The sequence below is a fragment of the Acinetobacter sp. TW_SC_4 genome (assembly GCF_054861205.1).
Window position 1 is genome coordinate 2,293,362 of record NZ_CM142174.1, and the last position, 20,941, is coordinate 2,314,302.

The window sequence follows — 20,941 nt, forward strand, 5'->3', positions numbered from 1 at the left end:
ACAAAAATGCTTGTTTATACCCCCATATAATTTGTTATTTGCTGTAAATAATTTGTATCTATTTGATTTCGTCGCCATTTTAATTTGTTTTTCGTATGTTGTAAGCAATAAGTAATTATGCAACCAATATGCGAGTTCAAAATGTCTATATATCCTTTAATTACACCATCACTACATCCAGACAATATCAAGCACCTTCAAGGCTATGATGAAGAAACTGCTTCTTATGTTCACATTGCTGCACAAGCATTGAGCGAAGCCTACGAAGGTATCAATGATATTCATAAAGCACGTGAAGCAAGTTGTTAGCGGCAGTGTAAAAATGACCCCCTAACGGCATTTAAAAACTGACCCCCTTGGTTAATATAGCGGTCATTTTGGACTGCTCAACATGTTAACTTTGGAGCAAGCAGTGACAATCCAAATACTTCATCAGCAAGGTAAATCCATTAAAGCCATTAGTCGTGAACTGGGGGTGTCCCGAAATACCGTACGTAAATATTTACGGCAGAAGGAAACACCTCAGTATCGGCGTACACAACCTAGAACAAGTATTCTTGATCCATATAAACCCTATTTACTCAAACGTGTAAACGCAGCTCATCCTGAATGGATTCCTGCTGTTGTGCTCTACCAGGAAATTTTAAGGTTGGGATATCCAGGAAAGATCAGGATCTTGAGGGAATATCTCGCAACATTAAAACCAGTTGCTAAACCGGAACCGATCATTCGTTTTGAAACCCAACCTGGCCAACAAATGCAGGTGGATTTCACCACGATTCGACGCAACAACACGACTTTGAAAGCCTTTGTCGCAACATTAGGGTATTCCAGAGCGACTTTCGTGAAATTTTATGATCATGAACGTACCGATGCATGGATCGATGGTCTAGAAAATGCATTTCAGTTCTTTGCAGGAGTACCTCAAGAAATCCTGTTTGATAACGCTAAAACGATCATGATTGAACGGGATGCCTATCAGGAGGGGCAGCATAAATGGAACCCCAAACTGCTCGACTGCGCCAAGAAATACAGCTTTCGTCCTCGCGTATGTAAGCCCTACCGTGCACAGACCAAAGGCAAAGTTGAACGCTTTAATGGATACCTCAAATCAAGCTTTATTGTGCCATTGAAAGCAAGCCTGAAGACTTCGGGTTTACTGTTAAATGTTGATGTCGCCAATGCCCACATTGGCCGGTGGCTGCATGAAACCGCCAATCAGCGGATTCATGCCACCACGCAAGAAAAACCGGCTGTTCGACTGCAACAGGAGCAGCAAAAATTTACGCCATTACCGCAATCAGATACAGGTTCTGGCACTGTACCTGTTGCAGCAGCACAGCATATCATGCCCTACGAGAGTTTGCAGCATCCCTTATCGGTATATGATCAGTTGCTAGGAGTTTCCTGATGAATCTGCAATACGACCGTATAGAGCAGCTTTGCCAAAAGCTCAATCTGCCTGCCATCGCATCACAATGGTCACATCATGCACAACAAACATTAGGTCAGGATGGAAGTTATGCCGACTTTGTTGAAGCAATCTTGACGCATGAATATGCTGCCAGGCAACAGCGCAGTCAGCAGGTACTGATGAAACTCTCAGGCCTGCCTCAAGTCAAAACCCTGGAAGACTATGATTTTAATTATGCCCTAGGGGCCCCTAAATCACAGGTGATTGAACTGTTCAATCTGAGCTTTATTGCTAGAGCAGAAAATGTGGTGTTTCTGGGGGCTAGCGGAGTAGGAAAAACGCACTTATCTATGGCATTAGGCTATAAGGCCATCATGAACAACATTAAGATCAAGTTCATTACCGCAGCGGATTTAATGCTGCAACTGAGTACAGCCTATCAGCAAGGTAAATTGAAAACCTATATGCAGCGTGCGGTACTGGGACCAAAGTTACTGATTATCGATGAAATTGGTTATTTACCATTTGGACGTGAAGAAGCGAATCTGTTCTTTAACGTGATTGCCAAGCGTTATGAAAAAGGCAGTACGATATTGACGAGTAACTTACCCTTTAGCCAATGGTCTAAGTCATTTGCGGATGATGTCACGTTGACCGCTGCGATGTTAGATCGGCTATTACATCACTGTCATGTGGTACAAATATCGGGTGAGAGTTATCGTTTGAAGGGTAAAAAAAGAATTGGGATTCAGCCCCAGGTTGAAACTTAATACGAGATCAAAGGGGTCAATTTTACTTTGCCATTTGTAAGGTAAAAGGGGTCAATTTTAGAATGCCGTTGACAGCCAAGTAAGCGAAATCCTGTTTGGAATGAAGCAGCTCAATTAATCCAAACTGATGATTTTGCAAATAAGAAGCTTCTTAAAATTACTAAATCTATTGATTCTGCAAATGCAAATCTAAGTAAAAGCATTGCTCATATTGAAAAGGAACTAACCACACCTTTGACAGCAGGTGCTAATGACCCTGTGGCTAATGAAATACGTTCACATGTTAAAAATATGAATAACAGCAAGCGTCGCAAATTCATTGAAGAAGCACAGCAGAAAAAAGACTTGCAAACACTTCAAGCCCTTTTAGGTGCTCCATCATACCTTTCAGGCTTAACTGATATTGAAGTTCAACATTACACACGTCAGCTCCATGAAATTCAAAATCCTGCTTTAGCTAAACGATTAAAAGTCATGAAGAATGCAGCAACGTTACTGGGTGAACGTGGTGGCTTGGTATTTAAAGAAGTAGAAAAAGCAGTGGGTAAACCATCACACGTTATTCAAAAACTTCGCAAAGCGAAAAACGAAGCAGAACAAGCATTCATTTTAAATGACCAACGTGTCGATCTTTGAAATTGATAATTAATAGTTTAGATCAAGGAATTGTAATGACCACAAATTCAAAGACTAAAACAGCAGGAAATCCAAATTGGCGTAAGGGGATGAACTCCCCTAACCCACAAGGTCGCCCAAAAGGGATTATTGATAAACGAATGAAAGTAAATCAATCCCTACTAGCTGATGCTGATGATATTGCCAAGGTAGTGATTCAATCTGCCCTTTCAGGCGATATGCAAGCGGCTAGCTTAGTCCTTTCCCGTATTGCACCAACGCTTAAAGCTCAAACTGAAACAGTCCAGTTTGAATTAGATGCCACGGCAAGTGTTACAGAACAAGCTCAGTCAGTTTTACAGGCAATTGCTGACGGCAATGTTGCACCTGATGTGGGTAAACAAATCATTGAAGCTATTAATGCTTTAAATGGTATTCGTCAGATTGATGAATTAGAACAACGTATTAATGCTTTGGAGAAACACTAATGAACCTGCCTACACGAGAAGAATATGAATTTTTACGTTTTAAATTTACACAGGATATTGCACATGGTTCACCAAGTGAACGTTTGGTTGCAATGCATAATCTAATACACATCATGGGCTTATATGCTTCTAGCGATGAACTCGAAGAAATATTTATTAAACCCTTATTTGCAAAGCTTGAAGAAAAGCTAAATAGCCCATTACACCCATTTAGCGACTATATACCCCCTACAGTACCAGTAACGGTTAAAACCATGCTACAGGGGCAACCGTGGGCGCAATACCCTAACTGTGGTCATACCGATAATGGCTAAGGTATTAAAAGACTTTCAAAAGCGTTTAGCTAAAGTCGAAACCCACAGAAAGAACAAAGCGACTACTATTAAATTAGTAGCCGCTTTTCCACCTATTTTGTCTTATGATGAGTGGGAAGCTATTGCTGTACCACATCAACAACAATTAGTTGATGATACTAGAAATTAAAATCTATTTCTCCAAATTTAAACTTAGGGAAATCGTGTAAAGATTGCTCTTTCTCTTTATCTAAAACCCTTATAGGTGTTTCATCAACATCAAGTTTCCACCAACTACCATTTTCACTAACGGTTAAGCCCTTAACCAACTTACCATTAAATCTTTTATAAATAATTGGTTTTGCCACACCTCTATCACCCTCTGAATTACACTTTTCAATAATAGCTTCTATACAATTTAACATCCCTAATGAAATTTTAGATGGCATAGCAAGAAGTTTTTGATACTCCGTATTTAACTCATTTATATAAGATTTCATACCAATTACTCCAATGCTCCCCTTAGGAATCTGAGTAATTATAGGTACTGCCTTGATACCCGTATCCGTTTGTTCTTCTGTTAATTTAACCTGATAAAGAAAATTTTCTCTTGTATGCGGGCAAGATAAAGCAAATAGATACTCATTATTAATCACTCTTTTCCAACTATCAGGACCTAAAACATGTTTAGATGCTGAACTAAGAGCTTCTTTTATTGAATATTCAATAATCTGCTTAATATTATCAATAGTTATAGAATTAAAAATATCCCTATCTAAATATACATCATCGTCATATTCTGTATATGCAGGTCCATATAATTGGTTATCTCGTGTATTACAATGCCTGATTAATGAATATTTAATACCATTTTCATCGTAATCATGTTTTACCCTTATCTTATCTAAATGCCCAACAACACTATTTATCACATGCTGTGCTATCAATGTACTTCCAGCTAAGGCTATTACACATTCACCTTGATAACCTCTAAAAGGCACATAATTTTTAAATGTTCTTAAAAAATATGGTGCATGTACTACAATAGGAACAGCATATATTTTTTTAAAACCAGAAAGTAATGGCACATTATCTGAAGTAATTGCAGAGTCACCTATAAAAAAGATCTCGTCACCTTCATAACCTGCTACAACTAACGTCATAAATTACCCCAAATTTCCTACGATTAATGCTAAAGCCTTTGCACCTAATAATTTAACTGTATCAAAAGTTAGCTCTAAACCTTTATCTAAAGCAGTACTCTTAATCTTATCCCACACTGGTTGACTTCTAATTGTGTCTAGGAGTTCATGACCTTTCCATGTTAGCCCATCAATATTAAAAGTCTTATCTCTATCATCAACAAATATATATTCGTATGAACCAGTCAAAAAGCCTGCTTCTATAAGTAAAAGTGTATGTTGAACCACATTACTTATCTGTTCCGAGTTTTCTAAGTATTTATTAAAACTATCATCTTCAACAGCAATAAGAACCTGTCTAATAATTTCCCAATCTCTTTTCATCTTTACCCTACTTTAGATTATTTTTAATCTTCTCTACCAAATCTGCTTCAATTAAACCTTTCGATAAGCAAGTTAGTGTTACATCAAAAGTTGTACTTCCAACTTTATATTCACCTTGAATATTACTTTTAATACTTAAAGAGTTTTCATCAATAATAATATTCTGCGCTACTGTGGTTTTTGTTCGCCTATCTTTAAGGTAATCAATACCCATTACCTTGCCACAATCGGCATAACTTGGATCAATTCTATAATCCTTTGAAGCTGTGGTTATCACGCCTGCATCCAAATCAGAACTTGTAATCTGATATCCCTCTAAAGCTAAAGCACGTTTAGACGCTTTAAAAATTTCTTCCTTAGTTGCTTGTACTTCCACCGAAACACTCTTACTCTCACCTACTGGTGGTTTATAAGCCATTGATAAAGTGGAAATGGAGAAAGCTAAAATACTCACAATTATTTTTTTCATATCATTTTCTTTAGTCTAAAAACTATACGCAGTAAAGTACCATAGAGAATAACTTCAATACACTGATTTAATAAAAGATATTTATTTTTAATTTTATTTTTTGCTTACTACAGGCTTACGTTGCATAACCCTAGAAACAACAAAACCCTGAGAATGTCAGGGCTAAGTCGTTGATATTTGGCGGAAGCGGTGAGATTCGAACTCACGGAGGACTCACACCCTCGTCGGTTTTCAAGACCGGTGCATTAAACCGCTCTGCCACGCTTCCATGGCCGCAATCATATAAATATTTCTGTTTGTTGGCAATAAATTTTCGCAAAACTTCTGTAAAAATCAGTTCATTCAGTCAAAAATCAGACGAAAATTTTAGAGTAGATAAAATTTTATACACAGGCTTTCGATACTGATATTTTTATTTTCAGAATGAAGTTTAGCCTTAATATTCACATCATTTTGAACAATGAAAATTTAAAATCATTTTAATAATTTAAAAATAAAAACCCCGATCAATGATCGGGGTTTTCGTATCTGGCGGAAGCGGTGAGATTCGAACTCACGGAGGGGTATAAGCCCTCGTCGGTTTTCAAGACCGGTGCATTAAACCGCTCTGCCACGCTTCCATGGCCGCCATCATATAAATAAAAATTGCGCTTGGCAAATATTTTTCCAATTTCTCTGCATCAACTGCACAAAATAAAATCAATTTCATTAATCTTCTGAATTTCCTGGCTTTTCATAGCGAATTGAATTGATAAACCAGAGTTTCTTGCCGGATGGCGTTATCACCTCAGCTTCATCATCCACTGACTTGCCTAACAGGGCACGCGCCATTGGGGAATCAATCGAAATATGCTGCGGATGATGATCATAAATTCCATCGACGCCTACGATCCGAAGGTTCTTCTGCTCACCCTGTTCATTTTCAATTTCAACCCAGGCACCAAAATAAACTTTACCTTCCTGTTCAGGAGAAAAATCAACAATTCTCAGCTCTTCCAGCCGCTTGCCCAGATAACGAACCCGACGATCAATTTTACGTAAAAGCTGTTTGTTATACTGGTAATCTGCGTTTTCCGAACGGTCGCCGAGACTGGCTGCCCAGTTCACTTTTTTGGTAATTTCAGGACGTTCTTCATGCCAGAGATTTTTAAGTTCTGCCACCAATTTGTCGTGTCCACCACGGGTAATCAGGTTAGATTTCATGTGTTTTAATTGCCAATTTTGAACCAGTTTTTAGACATTAAGAGCTTATTTTATTTGGAGTTTTAGGACAAGCCAGAATGTGCAATTTTTTTCTTCAATAAATTTAACAACTTAAATTACATTTAAAAAATAAATTATATACAAAATTTGACAATTAATTTTTTGATCTTTAATATGCACCCTACTTTTGGAATCGCTTATTTTTTAATCTATGTAGTTTTTCTACATATTTCCCGATCAATTTAGTCATTTTTGAATGACGTCATGACTGCCCAACCCTTATTGAATTTATCAAACTTTTAAAAGTTTCTGGCTAGTATTGGCTGTGATTTTTAAAGCATAAATTACTTGTAGCGGAGACAACATGCACAGTAGTTCAACCACTGGGTCGAGGCTTTGCCTTAGCTCTTTTATCTCTTCTCTCCCTGTAAAAGCACTGGTACTGAGTACGGCACTTATCCCCTTTCATAGTATCAATGCCACTAAAACCACACTTCAATATGATCATGTGGTCAATAGCAACAAACTCACCGTCGTCGCAGTTCAAAGTCCAACGACTGTGTTTCAGAATGGACAACATCAGCATGGTTTTGGTTACGACCTGGTTCGCAACTATGCCAACAGCCTGAATGTTAAGCTGGATTTTAAAACTGTTCCGGATAATGCCACGGCCCTGAAATGGGTAGCCCAGGGCAAAGCCAATCTGGCCATGACCACCACTGATCTGGGTACGATTGAACAACAGCGTTTAACGGCTTTTTCTGCCACTTGTGGTGATGAGTCTTCACTGGCCAGTAATGGACTGAATGCCAATCTGAATCTGGTATTTAAATCAGCTAGTGATCCCTTGAGTCAAACCGCTAGTGCTTTTGTCTGTCAAGGCAAACAAAGCGGTGCGATCAAGCAACTTGCTTCCTTCTACAATCAGAATGTAGTAGAAGAGCATTCTTGGGATGAAATTCAACAGGACCTGAACCAGCGCCTCCCCACATACAAGGCGAGCTTTCAGAAATCTGCTCAGCAGTACGATCTGGACTGGCACCTGCTCGCCGCGATCGGTTACCAAGAATCCTATCTAAAGCCAAACTCCGTATCTCCCACCGGTGTCCGCGGTCTGATGATGCTCACAAGCTCTACCGCAAAAGCGATGGGGGTTAGTAACCGGACAGATCCAGGCGAAAGTATTGATGGGGGTGCCAAATACTATGATCAGATGCTGAGCCGTTATGAACATATTCCTTATCCGGATCGTAATTGGTTTGCTTTGGTTGCCTATAACATGGGCCCCGGTGCTGTGAATCAGCTGCAAAAACGTATTCAGGCTCAAGGCAAGAATCCGAATAATTGGGTAAACCTGTATGCTTATCTGGAACAGAATAAAGCCAGTAATGGTCGTTACCGTCAGGCCCTTCAATACGTGACCCGTATCCGCGCCTATCTGGAACACATCAAGACCACCCCACAGCTAGTGAATATTTAAGTCTGATCAATTTAAATCTAGCTATTCAGCCATAAAAAAAGCTTACCTCAGGGTAAGCTTTTTTGTTACTTCAGCTTTTTAGATCAAGACTATTAAGCTGTGGTATTTTCAAGAACTTTCTTGAATAGGTCTTTTTGAGCTTGGCTTGGCTTCGCTGTTTGCAATGCCATCAATTGAGACATATCACCTTGCACCTTGATCTTACCTGTCATGAAAGCTTGCATTGCAGCCGCCATATCAAACTCAAGGAAAACTTTACGTAAGGTTTCGCCATCCATGTTCAATGTTGTTTTTGCATTTGGAGACAAACCTTTTTTAATCGCGCCACCTTCCAAAGATAATTCTGTATTACCTGTAGTGTCTGCAACGACCAAATTAATTGCTAGATTTGCCAAAGCAGGTGGCAAATCCAAATCACCAGCTTGTGCAGTGAGCGTGTCTACAGTCGAAAACCAATCATCAGTTAAAAAAGCAGGCATGATCTTTCCTCAATTTATTTATTCATTTGTGTCGACTATCCAGACGACATCAGGTTGAAGCTATTATGCTTGTGACTTGTTATAACATGATCATTATGGCAAAGGCTAACGAATTTTGTACGCACCGTTCAATTTTTGTAGTTCTTATCTTACATTATTTTTGATTCAGGCATCGGCCGTAGCCCATACCTGTATCGGCTTAACTTTATATAGGTCGATTAGTCTGCTGCAAAGCCCAGATTGACCATATTGATGCGGCGGTTCTCACCTTCTACCGCCTCTTCAGTTGAACAGCTGCTGCCTTTGAAATCGAATTCGCGCTGACTGTCCAGAATTTCAAAGTCGAATAATTCACGGTCAACTAACTGAGATGGTGAAACATTTTGTAAGGCACCAAAGATGCTGTGCAAACGTTTTGGATGCGCATTGTCCCATTCACGTAACATGTCATTGATAATGGCACGTTGAAGATTTTCCTGAGAGCCACATAAATTACATGGAATAATTGGAAATTGACGCATCTGTGCATATTTGATGATGTCTTTTTCTTCCACATAGGCCAATGGACGAATTAAGATATTCTTTTTGTCAGAAGACAGCAATTTTGGTGGCATGGCTTTCAGGCTGCCCCCATGGAACAGGTTCAGGAAGAATGTTGCCAGAATATCATCACGGTGATGCCCCAGCGCCACTTTAGTCGCCCCAATTTCCTGAGCAAAACCGTACAAAGAACCACGGCGCAGACGTGAGCATACTGCACAGTAAGTCTTGCCTTCCGGTGTCAGTTTTTTAGTAATGCTGTAGGTATCTTTTTCCAAGATGTAATACGGAATGTTATTTTCTTCTAAATAACGCGGTAATACATCTTCCGGGAAACCGGGCTGTTTCTGGTCCAGGTTAACTGCCACTACATCAAAATTGATCGGTGCAATGCGTTTAAACTGAAGCAGGATATCAAGCAAGGTATAACTGTCTTTACCACCAGAAATACACACCATGACCTTGTCGCCGTCTTCAATCATCTTGAAGTCGCGAATGGCATGTCCGACCTGGCGGCGAAGCTTCTTCAACAAACGGTAGTAGGCAGAGCTTGTTGGCAGTTCAGGTTTGAAATTAAATCCTTGCTCGGATTCAACTGGCGAGTACATAGACGAGAATAACCCATAAATAAAAATACCGCGCAATTTTAGCTGATTCGGTTCCGTATCGCATCAAAAGAATTTATTTTCATACAAATGCCATATTAGTTTCATTTTCATGTTTTATTTTGATTGATATATTGAACGATTTAGTTCAATTTTTAGGCGAGATGCTTATCTTTTGGACTTTTCCACAGTTGTCCACAAAAGCTGTGGATAACTTTGTGGATTGAAATGGACTTGACAACTTGTTCACCTCAAAATTTAAGGCTTTTCTTTAAATTGATCATTTTTTGATCAATTTATTTTATTATTAAAATCAATAACTTAAACCTGTCAACCCTAAGGTTTTAAATTAAATAAAAAAAATATTTTAGTGTTCAAAATATTGACAGGCGTTCCTGTTTACATACTCGTTTATAAATGCAGCGTATAAGGCTGTGCATTACGTAATTTTTTGTTAAACTCATCCATGAATTTTTCTAGCTTATTATTTATCAAATATAAACAATGAAAATAAAGACGTATTTCTTGGGGTGTCAACTGATGGGTAGCTTGGTTATGCTGAGCTGTAGTCATTTGGTGTATGCCGGTGAAACCATCTATCAGTTGCGTGATAAAAACGGCAGTACCTTATTGACCAATAAGAAGAGCCGTTATAATCATCTTCAGGTCGAAAAGAAGACTTATTATCCGGATAGCAATATTCATAGCTATAGTAACTGGGGCAGCAGCGAGTCGTCGGTTTTGCCTAGCTATAGCAAGAATAAGAATGCTTTTGATTCGATCATTCGTCAGGCCGCACAGACTTATGGTGTGTCTGAAGGTTTAATTAAAGCAGTCATGCATACTGAATCCGGTTTTAATACCCATGCCCGCTCCCCTGTGGGTGCACAAGGTTTGATGCAGCTGATGCCAGCCACAGCACGTCGCTTTAATGTCAGTAATGCTTATGATCCGCATCAGAATATTATGGCGGGTGCTAAATATCTGGCCTGGTTATTAAAGCGTTTTAATGGCAATACCAGCTTGGCACTGGCGGGCTATAATGCCGGTGAAGGCAATGTCAGTAAATACGGTGGAATCCCGCCTTTCCGGGAAACCCAGGATTATGTGCGCCGTGTGACCAGCCGTTTTCAAAACCTGTATACTCATGGCCTGAGTGCAAGTACAACCACGTCTAACACACCATCCAGTGAAGGCCGCATCATTGCCAGTTCAGCGAACTACTCCAATGATAGCAGCAGCACTTCGCACATTCAGGCAGCCAAGTATCAGCGTCAGATTATTATGAATGCTGATGGCAGTTATACCGATGCACCGATGGGTTCTTATGCAACGGCGAATGCAACAGCAGCAGCTAAAATTTATTTAAGTGAATAAAAAAATCAAAATCATTTGATTCTGAATGGCCTTAGCGAAAATGTAGCAAAAAATAAAGCTGTGTTTTGTGATTTAGGGCCATTTTTTTCTTGAATTTTTAGTCATTTCACCCCATATTGATTTCAATGATTTTCATTTTCTAATCAGATTATTTTTTTATAATAAGAGGATTTCTCAATGATGCGGATTGGTTTGTTCTTGCTAACCAACCTCGCGGTACTGGTTGTAGCTGGCATTATCCTGTCACTCTTCGGTGTCGGTAGTTACCATGGCGCGGGTGGCTTGAATCTAGGCAACCTGTTGGTGATCTGTTTTGTGTTCGGTATGGTGGGATCACTGATTTCCCTTTTCATGTCTAAATGGATGGCGAAAAAAACAACCGGTACTGAACTGATTGACCCAAATGCCCCTCGTAACCAGGCAGAAGCATGGTTATTACAAGAAGTTGCGCAACTTTCTCAGCGCGCTGGCATTAAGATGCCGGAAGTGGGTATTTTCCCATCTTATCAGTCAAATGCTTTTGCAACAGGCTGGAACAAGAACGATGCGCTCGTGTCTGTTTCTACAGGTCTGCTTGAACGCATGAATAAAGATGAACTTCGCGCGGTACTGGCGCATGAGATCGGTCACGTTGCCAATGGCGATATGGTGACACTGGCTTTGATTCAAGGTGTGGTCAACGCATTTGTCATGTTCTTTGCCCGTGTAGTTGGTGATTTCGTAGACCGTACAATCTTCGGCCGTGAAGAAGGTGAAGCACCAGGTATTGGCTATTTTGTGATTACCATTGTGCTGGATATCGTATTTGGTATTATGGCTTCTGCAATCGTATTGTGGTTCTCACGCTACCGTGAGTATCGTGCTGATGAGGCAGGTGCACGTTTGGCAGGCAAACAGGCGATGATTTCAGCGTTATTACGTTTACAGGCTGAATCAGAAATGCCGGATGCTATGCCGAAAGAAATGAAAGCCTTTGCGATTGCAGCTGGTCAGGAACAAGGTTTTAGTCTGGCGGCTCTGTTCCAGACTCACCCAACGATTGAACAACGTGTTGCTGCTTTGCAACAACTCGATTGCCCTTAAGCAATATATTAATTGCTTGATAGAAAAAAGCCTGCGAATGCAGGCTTTTTTATTAAGTTTATATTGATAAACCTTCAGGCTTTAAACCATTGAAAAAGCTGCATTGTGCCCCAGCCAATAGCCATAATTAACAGAATCAAGAAGAAAGTTCCTAAAAGATCTGGCAGATGAATCCAGATCCAGGCCACCACAGGATTACGCCAGAAAGCGGATTGCTGTTGTCTGCGTTCCAGACTTTCATGCAGAAATGGATGCACCACATGATGATCGGTACGGATCTGGTATTCGTCCCGGATATGCTGATGCACAATATCCAGTGCCTTACGGCTAGGACGAATGAAAATATCAAATATTGTTCCCGCTACAGGAATAAAGCCGACCACAGCATCCATGACGGCCATTTTCAGGACTGGCTTTAATTTTTCATTCGATACCCCGATCTGACGGGCTTTATAAATCGCATAACTGGTCAATACAAAACCTGCGATATCTCCTGCTACCGGAATGGTACTCAAAGCAGCATCTGCCCCGACGCCCTGCTTGGTAAATGGAATCCGTACCACCGAATCCATCATATTGGCGAACTTGGCCAGATCCCGCTCCAGCCGAATGACATCCTGTTGGCTCAGTTTATTTTTCTGTCCGGGATCAGGCATAGGTTCTTCCAGAAATGAGACTGATGTAATTGAGCATAAAGTATTTTTTCTATTTAAGCTGTAATTGCTAAGTATTTAAAACAATAATTGAGAGGCAATAAACAAGTAAATAATCACCCCGGTGGCATCACAAATTGAAGTCACCAGAGGTGCTGATGCACTGGCTGGGTCCATTTTCAATTTATTGAGAATAAAGGGTAAACTCATGCCGATTAGACATCCCATCAGTACAATACCTAACATACTTAAAGCGAGTACAACAGCGACCATCCAGTCGCCTCGAATATAACCCAGAATTGATACTGCAATGGCCATCGTTCCACCCAGACATAAGGCAACTAGAGATTCACGACCAAGCAAGCTAAACCAGTCCTTAAACTGCACATCGCCTGTTGCCAAGGCACGCACCATTAGGGTGGCAGATTGTGAGCCAGCATTCCCCCCACTTCCCACCAACAATGGCAAGAAAAATACCAGCACAATATGGGTGGAAATAATATCTTCAAAATGGGCAATCCCGATTCCGGAGAGCAGACTGCCAAACACCAGAATAACCAGCCAGAATACCCGTTTCTGATACAGTCTGAGAATCGGTGCAGTTTTCAGGCTCAGCTCATTCAAAGGCGTCACTGCACCGGATTTTAAAATATCCTCGGTGCTTTCTGCCTCTGCAATATCCATGGCATCATCATAAGTAATAATCCCGACCAGCTTCTGGGTCGCGTCGACCACAGGCAAGGCGATAAAATCATAATAGGCCAAGGTACGGGCGACCTGCTCCTGATCCTCATCTACCGTGGCATAGACTACATCTGTGGTCATGACCTCATTAATAGTGGCATCCGGCCGTGCCTGAATAATTTGTCGCAAGGAAATTACGCCGAGCAGATGCTGTTTTTCATCGACAATATAGATCAGATATAAGGTGTCATGATTCCCCGCAATATCACGTAGCGTTTCAATCGCTTCAGTCATGCTCAACTCGGGAGCAAGCGTGACGAAGTCTGAACTCATTAATGCACCGGCAGTTTCTTCCGGATAAGCATGCAGCTCTCGCAGGGTTTGTAGCGACTGGGTGGATAATTTGCCAAGTAACTGCTGCTGCACTTCACAGGGCATCTGCTTGTATAAATCAATGAAGTCATCGGAATGCATGGCATCCATCAGACTGGCCAGTTGCTCCAGAGGAAATTGATAGGCCAGCTGGATTTGCATGGCCAGTGGCAAGTACTCCAGTACTTCTGCCTGACGTTCCAGCTGCCTGAAATGGTGACAGCGTTCCGCTGGTCCAAGTTCAGACAAAATTCTGGCCTGATCGGCAATATTCAGCTTTTGTAAAAGCTGATGAATATTATTTTCCCCTGTCAGCAGAGTCTCATGTAGTTGCTGTATTTTTTCTTGGTGCTGCATTTCCCTACCATCATTCCATGCAGGTATGAAACATACCCGCCCTAGAGTGAGTATTCCTCATTTTCCTGATTGATTTGTATAACTTTATTTGTTGCTTTGACACGAAACAGGTTTCGGATTAACACATACATAAATGGGATAAAGAATAACACCAGAATAGTCGCAAAAATGACCCCGCCCAAAACGCTGGCACCAATTTCCTGACGGCTGATCGCACTGACCCCAGAAGCGAAAATCAAAGGGATTACTCCCGCAGCAAAAGCAATAGAAGTCATGAGAATAGGCCGCAAGCGTAAACTTGCTCCCTCTAAAGCTGCAGCTATAGCTGTTTTTCCTGCTTTCTCTGCCTGTGCAGCAAACTCCACAATCAAAATGGCATTTTTACAGGACAGACCAATCGTCGTCAGCAAGGCAATATGAAAAAAGATATCATTGGCGAAACCAAAGACCCAGCAAAATAAGATACTGCCGCCTACGCCCAATGGGATGGCACTGATCACGGCCGCAGGAATGGTCCAACTTTCATATAAAGCGGTTAAGCACAGGAAAATAAAGGCAATCGAAATCACATAAAGAAAAATCGCCTGACCGCTGCTGCGCTTTTCTTCCAATGCGGCTCCGCTCCAGGCCAGATTCACACCTTCCTGGGCATCTACCAATGCTTCAACATCCTGCATGGTCTGACTGGAAAACTTGTCCTTTGGAATCCCTGCATAGACTGGAACAGCGTTATAGCCCATATAACGGTTAATACTGTTCGGCCCGCCCTGCCAATTCAGACTACTGAACTGGTTAAATGACAGCATTTCACCTTTTTGATTGCGTACATGCCAGAAGGCCAGATCTTCAGGTTTGGAACGGTATTCTGCCTCACCCTGCATAATCACACGTTTAATCTGCCCGCGATCAATAAAGTCATTGATGTAAGTTCCACCCCATGCTGCAGCCAAAGTACTGTTTACATTTTGCTGAGGAATGGAATGCTTTAACACACGTTCTGCATCAAGTTTGATATTCAGCTCAGCACTTTCTTTAGGTTGATCCAGCTGTAAAAATTCAATCGATGATTTGCCTTGGGCACGCGCTTCAATCTGGCCAAATGCCTCCTGTAAAAATTCAGCCCCTTTATAATCCAGGTCTTGCAACCAGAAATCGACTACACGACCATTACTTGACATGGAAGGTGCCATAAAGAAAATTTGGGCATTGGCATGATTGGCAAAGTGTTTCTGTGCTCGATCGACAATAGCAAAGACCGAATCTTCAGGATTTTTGCGCTCAGCCCAGTCTTTTAATACCACAAAAAGCTGCCCACGATACGGACCTACACCGACATTGTTGCCACTATACCAGACACCTACACTCTGAATGCGTTCCGATTCATGTTTCATCAAATAATCTTGTACTTCACGCCCGACTTGTTCGACTTCTGTACGCGGTGCATTGCCAGGCATGACAATCTGCCCCATAGCAAAACCCATGTCTTCAGTGGGCATCAATCCTTCCGGCAAATACTTATATACCCAGCCGAAGCCCATTATGTACACACCAAACAGTGCCAACATCGTGAATTTCAATTGCATGCTTCGAGCTGAAACTTTTTGGTAACTGGCATTGAGCTGATCCATGCCATGGTTAAAGCGCTGTGCCCAGCGAGCCTGATAAGGTTTGCGTTTGAGGAGTTGTGCCGCAAATGTTGGGGTAATCACCAAGGCCACGAATAAAGACAGCAACATCGCTACCACCAAAGTGATAGAAAATTGACGATAAATCACTCCAGTGATACTGCCAAAGAAAGCCATCGGGATAAATACTGCAGTAAGTACCAGCGTAATACCGACCAGTGCCCCGCTCATTTCCTGCATGGATTTTAAGGCAGCCGCTTTGGCATCCAGATGTTCGTCCTGCATCAGGCGTTCAATGTTTTCCACCACTACAATGGCATCATCGACTAGCAGACCGATGGCCAAGATCAGGGCAAACAAGGTAAAGTTATTCAGAGTCATACCCAAGACATACAGCACAGCAAAGGTTGCCAAAACCACAATCGGAATCGTAACGGCCGGAATAATCGTGGCACGCCAGTTTTGCAGGAAGATAAACATCACCACAATGACCAGAATAATGGCTTCAACTAGAGTTTTAGCTACCTGTTCAATTGAGCTGGTGATAAATGGAGTTTTGTCCATGGTCATTTGCAACTGATAGTGCGGTGGCAAATTGGCCTGAGCGTTTTTTAATACGTCTTGAATCTGTTTGGAAACTGCAATGGCATTACTCCGTGGCGCCAAAGTAATCGATAAAGCTGAAGAGAGCTGTCCGTTGGTATAGTTAATGTGGTTATAACTCTCTGCACCTAGTTCTACCCGTGCCACATCTTTTAAGTACAGCAATGAACCGGAATCCGTGGTTTTAACAATAATATTCTCAAATTCTTTCACGCTGCTTAAACGTGAACCCGCACTGACCTTGGCATTGAGATATTGATCCTGCATCGTCGGCAAACCCCCAATTGCGCCTGAAGCTAGGGGTGCGTTCTGGGTTTCAATGGCATTGCGAATATCGCTTGGCATCAGGTTAAACTGCTGCAACTTATGCGGATTTAGCCAGATCCGCATGGCATAACCTGCACCGTACAGGTCAATTTCCCCCACACCTTCGATACGTGACAAACGCGGTTCCACATGCACCATCAAATAATCTGAAAGTTCGGTGACGCTACTCTGCCCACTCTCATCATATAAACTTAACAGTGCAAACTGGTCATACCCTGATTTATAAACATTGACTCCGCCCTGCTGCGTCTCTTCAGGTAAGCGGCTCAATACGCCATTGACGGCGTTTTGAACCTGTAACTGGGCTTGATCAAGATCGACCCCTTGCTCAAATTGCAGCGTAAGTTGAGCCCGTCCCACCGAACTGCTGGAGTGAAAGGTTTCCAGACCTTCAATGCCTTTTATCGCCTGTTCCAGAATCTGGGTCAACGATTGCTCAACTGTTTCAGCCGATGCACCACGATAACCTGCGGAAACGCCTAAAGCTGGCGTATCCATATTTGGCATATGTTCAATGGGAATTTTTTGAAGTGCAAATACCCCAAGGGCCATCATTAAAATTGCAATGACCGCTGCAAACTTGGGACGATAAATAAAAAAGCGCGACAACATAAATTAGAAATCTCCATCAAATGCATCTTTAGAGTGCACACGCCATGAATAGATGATTTCTATAGCAATTTTTACACCATGCTTAAATATAAGCCAATCTTTAGCTCTTTAATTTCGACAAAAAATCCCCGTCATAACGAGGATTTTTGAGCTCAATATTTTGTATTGATATTAGGTACGTGATTTCTTCGTCGTCATTTGGCGAATTAAAACGTACATAAATGGAATAAAAATCAGTACCAGTATCGTTCCGAAGATCACTCCACCAAAAACACTGATTCCAATCTCACGACGACTGGCTGCACCTGCACCAAAAGCAAAGACCAGTGGCAAAATACCAGCACCAAAGGCCAGAGAGGTCATTAAGATTGGACGCAAGCGTAATGACGCACCCTCAAGTGCAGCTTCAACTACCGATTTACCTTTTTCCTGAGCCAATGCCGCAAACTCTACAATTAAAATTGCATTCTTACAGGACAGACCAATCGTGGTCAGCAAAGCAATCTGGAAGTAAATATCATTCGGAAAATCTGCCAGAAAACTAAAAATGATATTCCCACCAATCCCTAAAGGAATCGCGGACATGACCGCAGTCGGAATCGTCCAGCTTTCATATAAAGCAGCCAAACACAGGAAAATAAAACCGATCGATACCAGATAAAGCCAGATTGCCTGATTACTGGATTGTTTTTCCTCAAAGGATAAACCGCTCCAGACCACGTCAATGCCATCCTGTTCTGCCACCAGATTTTCAACATCTTGCATCGCTTCACCAGAACTGGAACCTTTGACCATATCCGCTTGCATTTGTAGCGAGGTATAGCCCATAAAACGGTTGACTACCTCGGGACCACCACTCCAGTCCACCTGAGCGAAATTACTAAAAGGCACCATCTCGTTCAGGTCATTACGTACATGCCATTGTGTCAGATCTTCAGGTTTGGAACGGAATTCTGCATCACCCTGCATAATCACCCGTTTAATCCGGCCACGATCAATAAAGTCATTAATATAATTACCGCCCCAAGCCGCTGAAAGCGTACTGTTAATTGCGGATTGACTCAGACCATTGGCCATGGCCTGTTTCTGGTCAATATTGACTTTCAGTTCGGCTTTTTCCGGATTAGAGCGCTTATCCAGATTTTCAAAGCTCCTATATTGAGCTGCGCCAGCCTGCATATTCTGGAACTGTTCTTCCAGATACTCACGGCCATTACCGTTAATATCACGAATCCAGAAATCCAGGCCGTCGGTTTGACCTAAACCATTCACTGAAGCCGGCATACTGATATTGACTTGGGCATCGCGGTTACTACGGAAATGCTTCATGGCACGTTCACGAATCGCCTGCGCAGTATTTTCTTCTCCTGAACGGTCATCCCAATGCTTTAAGGCTACAAAACCGGTCGCCAGGTTCTGACCGGTACCTGAGAAGTTACGGCCATAACGTAACATGACCAAGTCGATATTGTCCTTTTCTTCTTCCAGAAAATACTGACGAATCTGTTCACCGACCTGAATGGTGTTTTTCATTGGAGCACCTTCCTGTAGCCGGATCTGCAGATTCAGAATACCCTGATCTTCGCTCGGCAAGAAGCTGGTAGGTAAGGCGCGGTAGAATAAAGCAAATACACAGATCAACCCGGCAAAAAGCACCAGGCTAATGGCCTTATGTTGTAGAGTGACATTAGAAACTTTCAGATAACGATGCTTCAAATCATCCAGTTTCTGGTTAAACCAACTCGCCCACTTGGCAGGTTTTGGATTCGGTTTCAAAATCAGCGCACAAAGTGCAGGTGTCAGAATCAGTGCGACCATCAGCGACAGAGACATCGCTGCCACGAGCGTAATCGAGAACTGACGATAGATCACCCCGGTTGAGCCACCAAAGAACGCCATGGGAATAAAGACCGCGGTTAAAACCAGGGTAATCCCGATCAGTGCTCCGCTGATTTCCTGCATGGATTCCAGTGCTGCTGCTTTGGCTGTAAGTTGCTGCTCATGCATCAGACGTTCAACGTTCTCTACCACCACAATAGCATCATCGACTAGCAAGCCAATCGCCAGTACTAAGGCAAACAAAGTCAGCGTATTAATACTCAGTCCCAAAACATAAAGTACCGCCATGGTTCCGAGTAAAACTACAGGCACAGTTACAGTCGGAATTAAGGTCGCACGCCAGTTTTGCAGGAAGATAAACATCACGATGACGACCAGAATGACCGCCTCGAATAAAGTTTTAACGACTTCTTTAATCGATTCTTTGACAAACGGGGTATTGTCACGCGGATAAGCAATTTTATAGCCTTCCGGCAACTGCTGGGAAAGTCGCTCGATTTCAGCCTTGATCAGACTCGACGTCGCAATTGCATTGGCACCGGAGGCTAGTGAAATGCCCAGACCGGCAGAAGGATAGCCATTGGTAGTGCTATATGACTGATAATTTTCCGCACCCAATTCTACCCGTGCAACATCTTTTAAATAGATAAAGCTCCCGTCCCGGGCAGACTTCACAATAATATTTTCAAATTCTTCGACTGTTTTTAAACGGCTGCCTGATGTGACTTTGGCATTCAGATACTGATCATCGACTGTCGGCAAGTCCCCAATTGCACCGGCTGCCACCTGAGTATTCTGTGATTCAATCGCTGCCCGCACATCACTTGGCATCAGGTTATATTGTTTTAATTTTGCTGGATTCAGCCAGATGCGCATCGCGAACTGTGAACCAAAAACATCCACTTCCCCAATGCCATCAATTCGGGAAATATCCTGTTCCAGATGCGTGGTCAAATAATCAGATAGTTCAATATTGCTACTACGCCGTGATTCATCATACAGACCGATGACCATATGGGTATCGCCAAGAGATTTGAAGACATTCACGCCCTGTCGCTGGACATCGTCAGGCAAACGATTGAGAACCCCGTTAATCGCATTTTGAACCTGTACTTGTGCTGTATCTGGATCGGTGCCATTTTCAAAACTGATGCTGATCCGGCTTCGACCTGAAGAATCACTACTGGAGCTGAAATACAGCAAGCGGTCGATACCTTTAATTTGCTGTTCCAGCACCTGGGTCACGCTCTCTTCTACCGTTTCTGCAGATGCACCAGTATAAGTTGTTGCCACAGTAATACGTGGCGGTGCAATATCCGGATAACGTTCGACAGGTAAATTCATCACCGCAAAAAGTCCAATGGCCATGACCACAATGGCCAGTACACCTGCAAAAATAGGACGATGAATGAAAAACTTAGACAGCATAAGTCTGAATCACTTTGAATTTAATGAATTATGGAAAGCGTTGCATTATTGAGTCAGCTTAAGGATATTCAGGCAGTGGCCTAGGGAATGCAAGGCTTG

Annotated in this window: 20 protein-coding genes and 2 tRNA genes; 10 read left to right on the forward strand and 12 right to left on the reverse strand. The window is 42.1% G+C overall.

Features of this window, described 5'->3' with window-relative positions; genetic code table 11:
- The first annotated feature begins 141 nt into the window (after positions 1–141).
- The 7 genes from ACWM1W_RS11130 (at position 142) to ACWM1W_RS11160 (ending at position 3,770) form a co-directional block, all read left to right on the forward strand.
- Complete coding sequence (locus tag ACWM1W_RS11130) at positions 142–309, forward strand: hypothetical protein (RefSeq protein WP_448765300.1); 168 nt, start codon at positions 142–144, stop codon at positions 307–309.
- Between the two features lie 82 nt (positions 310–391).
- Positions 392–1,411, forward strand: a complete 1,020-nt coding sequence (istA, locus tag ACWM1W_RS11135) for an IS21 family transposase (RefSeq protein WP_286716026.1) — start codon at positions 392–394, stop codon at positions 1,409–1,411.
- On the forward strand, positions 1,411–2,184 hold the full coding sequence (gene istB / locus ACWM1W_RS11140) for an IS21-like element ISAba8 family helper ATPase IstB (protein ID WP_075167882.1): 774 nt from the start codon (positions 1,411–1,413) through the stop codon (positions 2,182–2,184). The genes istA and istB overlap by 1 nt, the downstream gene beginning before the upstream one ends.
- A 234-nt stretch (positions 2,185–2,418) precedes the next feature.
- The gene (locus ACWM1W_RS11145; protein ID WP_448765299.1) at positions 2,419–2,820 is read left to right on the forward strand and encodes a hypothetical protein; all 402 of its coding nucleotides are present in this window, start codon (positions 2,419–2,421) and stop codon (positions 2,818–2,820) included.
- A 35-nt stretch (positions 2,821–2,855) separates the two neighbouring features.
- Complete coding sequence (locus ACWM1W_RS11150) at positions 2,856–3,287, forward strand: DUF5681 domain-containing protein (protein WP_004998933.1); 432 nt, start codon at positions 2,856–2,858, stop codon at positions 3,285–3,287.
- Positions 3,287–3,601, forward strand: a complete 315-nt coding sequence (locus tag ACWM1W_RS11155; protein WP_448765298.1) for a hypothetical protein — start codon at positions 3,287–3,289, stop codon at positions 3,599–3,601. The genes ACWM1W_RS11150 and ACWM1W_RS11155 overlap by 1 nt, the downstream gene beginning before the upstream one ends.
- The gene (locus ACWM1W_RS11160) at positions 3,594–3,770 is read left to right on the forward strand and encodes a hypothetical protein (RefSeq protein ID WP_004987258.1); all 177 of its coding nucleotides are present in this window, start codon (positions 3,594–3,596) and stop codon (positions 3,768–3,770) included. Before ACWM1W_RS11155 ends, ACWM1W_RS11160 begins: the two co-directional genes overlap by 8 nt.
- Here ACWM1W_RS11160 and ACWM1W_RS11165 read toward each other — a convergent pair.
- The 6 genes from ACWM1W_RS11165 to greB all read right to left on the reverse strand — a co-directional run bounded on the left by ACWM1W_RS11165 (position 3,760) and on the right by greB (position 6,778).
- On the reverse strand, positions 3,760–4,743 hold the full coding sequence (locus tag ACWM1W_RS11165) for a hypothetical protein (RefSeq protein ID WP_042891650.1): 984 nt from the start codon (positions 4,741–4,743) through the stop codon (positions 3,760–3,762). The two genes, ACWM1W_RS11160 and ACWM1W_RS11165, sit on opposite strands and share 11 nt — an antisense overlap.
- Positions 4,744–4,746: 3 nt before the next feature.
- Positions 4,747–5,106 (reverse strand): DUF2513 domain-containing protein, encoded by a 360-nt coding sequence (locus ACWM1W_RS11170; RefSeq protein WP_042891653.1) that lies wholly within the window; start codon positions 5,104–5,106, stop codon positions 4,747–4,749.
- A gap of 7 nt (positions 5,107–5,113) precedes the next feature.
- Positions 5,114–5,575 carry a hypothetical protein gene (locus tag ACWM1W_RS11175; RefSeq protein ID WP_448765297.1) on the reverse strand — a complete coding sequence of 154 codons (462 nt, stop codon included), beginning with the start codon at positions 5,573–5,575 and terminating at the stop codon, positions 5,114–5,116.
- 178 nt (positions 5,576–5,753) lie between these two features.
- Positions 5,754–5,843: transfer RNA gene (locus ACWM1W_RS11180), tRNA-Ser, on the reverse strand.
- Positions 5,844–6,104: 261 nt separating this feature from the next.
- Positions 6,105–6,195 (reverse strand) — tRNA-Ser (locus tag ACWM1W_RS11185).
- Between the two features lie 88 nt (positions 6,196–6,283).
- On the reverse strand, positions 6,284–6,778 hold the full coding sequence (gene greB, locus ACWM1W_RS11190) for a transcription elongation factor GreB (protein WP_448765296.1): 495 nt from the start codon (positions 6,776–6,778) through the stop codon (positions 6,284–6,286).
- Between the two features lie 364 nt (positions 6,779–7,142).
- On the opposite strand from greB, the gene ACWM1W_RS11195 reads away from it, so the two are divergent.
- Positions 7,143–8,258, forward strand: a complete 1,116-nt coding sequence (locus ACWM1W_RS11195; RefSeq protein ID WP_104425876.1) for an MltF family protein — start codon at positions 7,143–7,145, stop codon at positions 8,256–8,258.
- A 92-nt stretch (positions 8,259–8,350) separates the two neighbouring features.
- On the opposite strand, the gene ACWM1W_RS11200 is transcribed toward ACWM1W_RS11195, so the two are convergent.
- On the reverse strand, positions 8,351–8,737 hold the full coding sequence (locus tag ACWM1W_RS11200; RefSeq protein ID WP_004784757.1) for an SCP2 sterol-binding domain-containing protein: 387 nt from the start codon (positions 8,735–8,737) through the stop codon (positions 8,351–8,353).
- A 218-nt stretch (positions 8,738–8,955) separates the two neighbouring features.
- Entirely contained in the window at positions 8,956–9,885 is a 930-nt protein-coding gene (gene ttcA, locus ACWM1W_RS11205) for a tRNA 2-thiocytidine(32) synthetase TtcA (protein WP_004784760.1), read from the reverse strand.
- Between the two features lie 501 nt (positions 9,886–10,386).
- On the opposite strand from ttcA, the gene ACWM1W_RS11210 reads away from it, so the two are divergent.
- Together ACWM1W_RS11210 and htpX are read left to right on the forward strand one after the other, a co-directional pair.
- Positions 10,387–11,259, forward strand: a complete 873-nt coding sequence (locus ACWM1W_RS11210; RefSeq protein WP_034170191.1) for a lytic transglycosylase domain-containing protein — start codon at positions 10,387–10,389, stop codon at positions 11,257–11,259.
- Positions 11,260–11,436: 177 nt separating this feature from the next.
- Positions 11,437–12,342: a protease HtpX gene (gene htpX / locus ACWM1W_RS11215; protein WP_004784764.1), complete on the forward strand. Its 906-nt coding sequence runs from the start codon at positions 11,437–11,439 to the stop codon at positions 12,340–12,342.
- A 74-nt stretch (positions 12,343–12,416) separates the two neighbouring features.
- Here htpX and ACWM1W_RS11220 read toward each other — a convergent pair whose 3' ends face one another.
- From ACWM1W_RS11220 to ACWM1W_RS11235, 4 genes are all read right to left on the reverse strand, one after another.
- Complete coding sequence (locus ACWM1W_RS11220) at positions 12,417–12,998, reverse strand: DUF4112 domain-containing protein (RefSeq protein WP_004784766.1); 582 nt, start codon at positions 12,996–12,998, stop codon at positions 12,417–12,419.
- A gap of 75 nt (positions 12,999–13,073) precedes the next feature.
- The gene (gene mgtE, locus ACWM1W_RS11225) at positions 13,074–14,408 is read right to left on the reverse strand and encodes a magnesium transporter (RefSeq protein ID WP_004784767.1); all 1,335 of its coding nucleotides are present in this window, start codon (positions 14,406–14,408) and stop codon (positions 13,074–13,076) included.
- Positions 14,409–14,449: 41 nt separating this feature from the next.
- Complete coding sequence (locus ACWM1W_RS11230) at positions 14,450–17,575, reverse strand: efflux RND transporter permease subunit (protein ID WP_004784769.1); 3,126 nt, start codon at positions 17,573–17,575, stop codon at positions 14,450–14,452.
- A 171-nt stretch (positions 17,576–17,746) separates the two neighbouring features.
- Entirely contained in the window at positions 17,747–20,842 is a 3,096-nt protein-coding gene (locus ACWM1W_RS11235) for a multidrug efflux RND transporter permease subunit (RefSeq protein ID WP_286716560.1), read from the reverse strand.
- Positions 20,843–20,941: the final 99 nt, after the last annotated feature.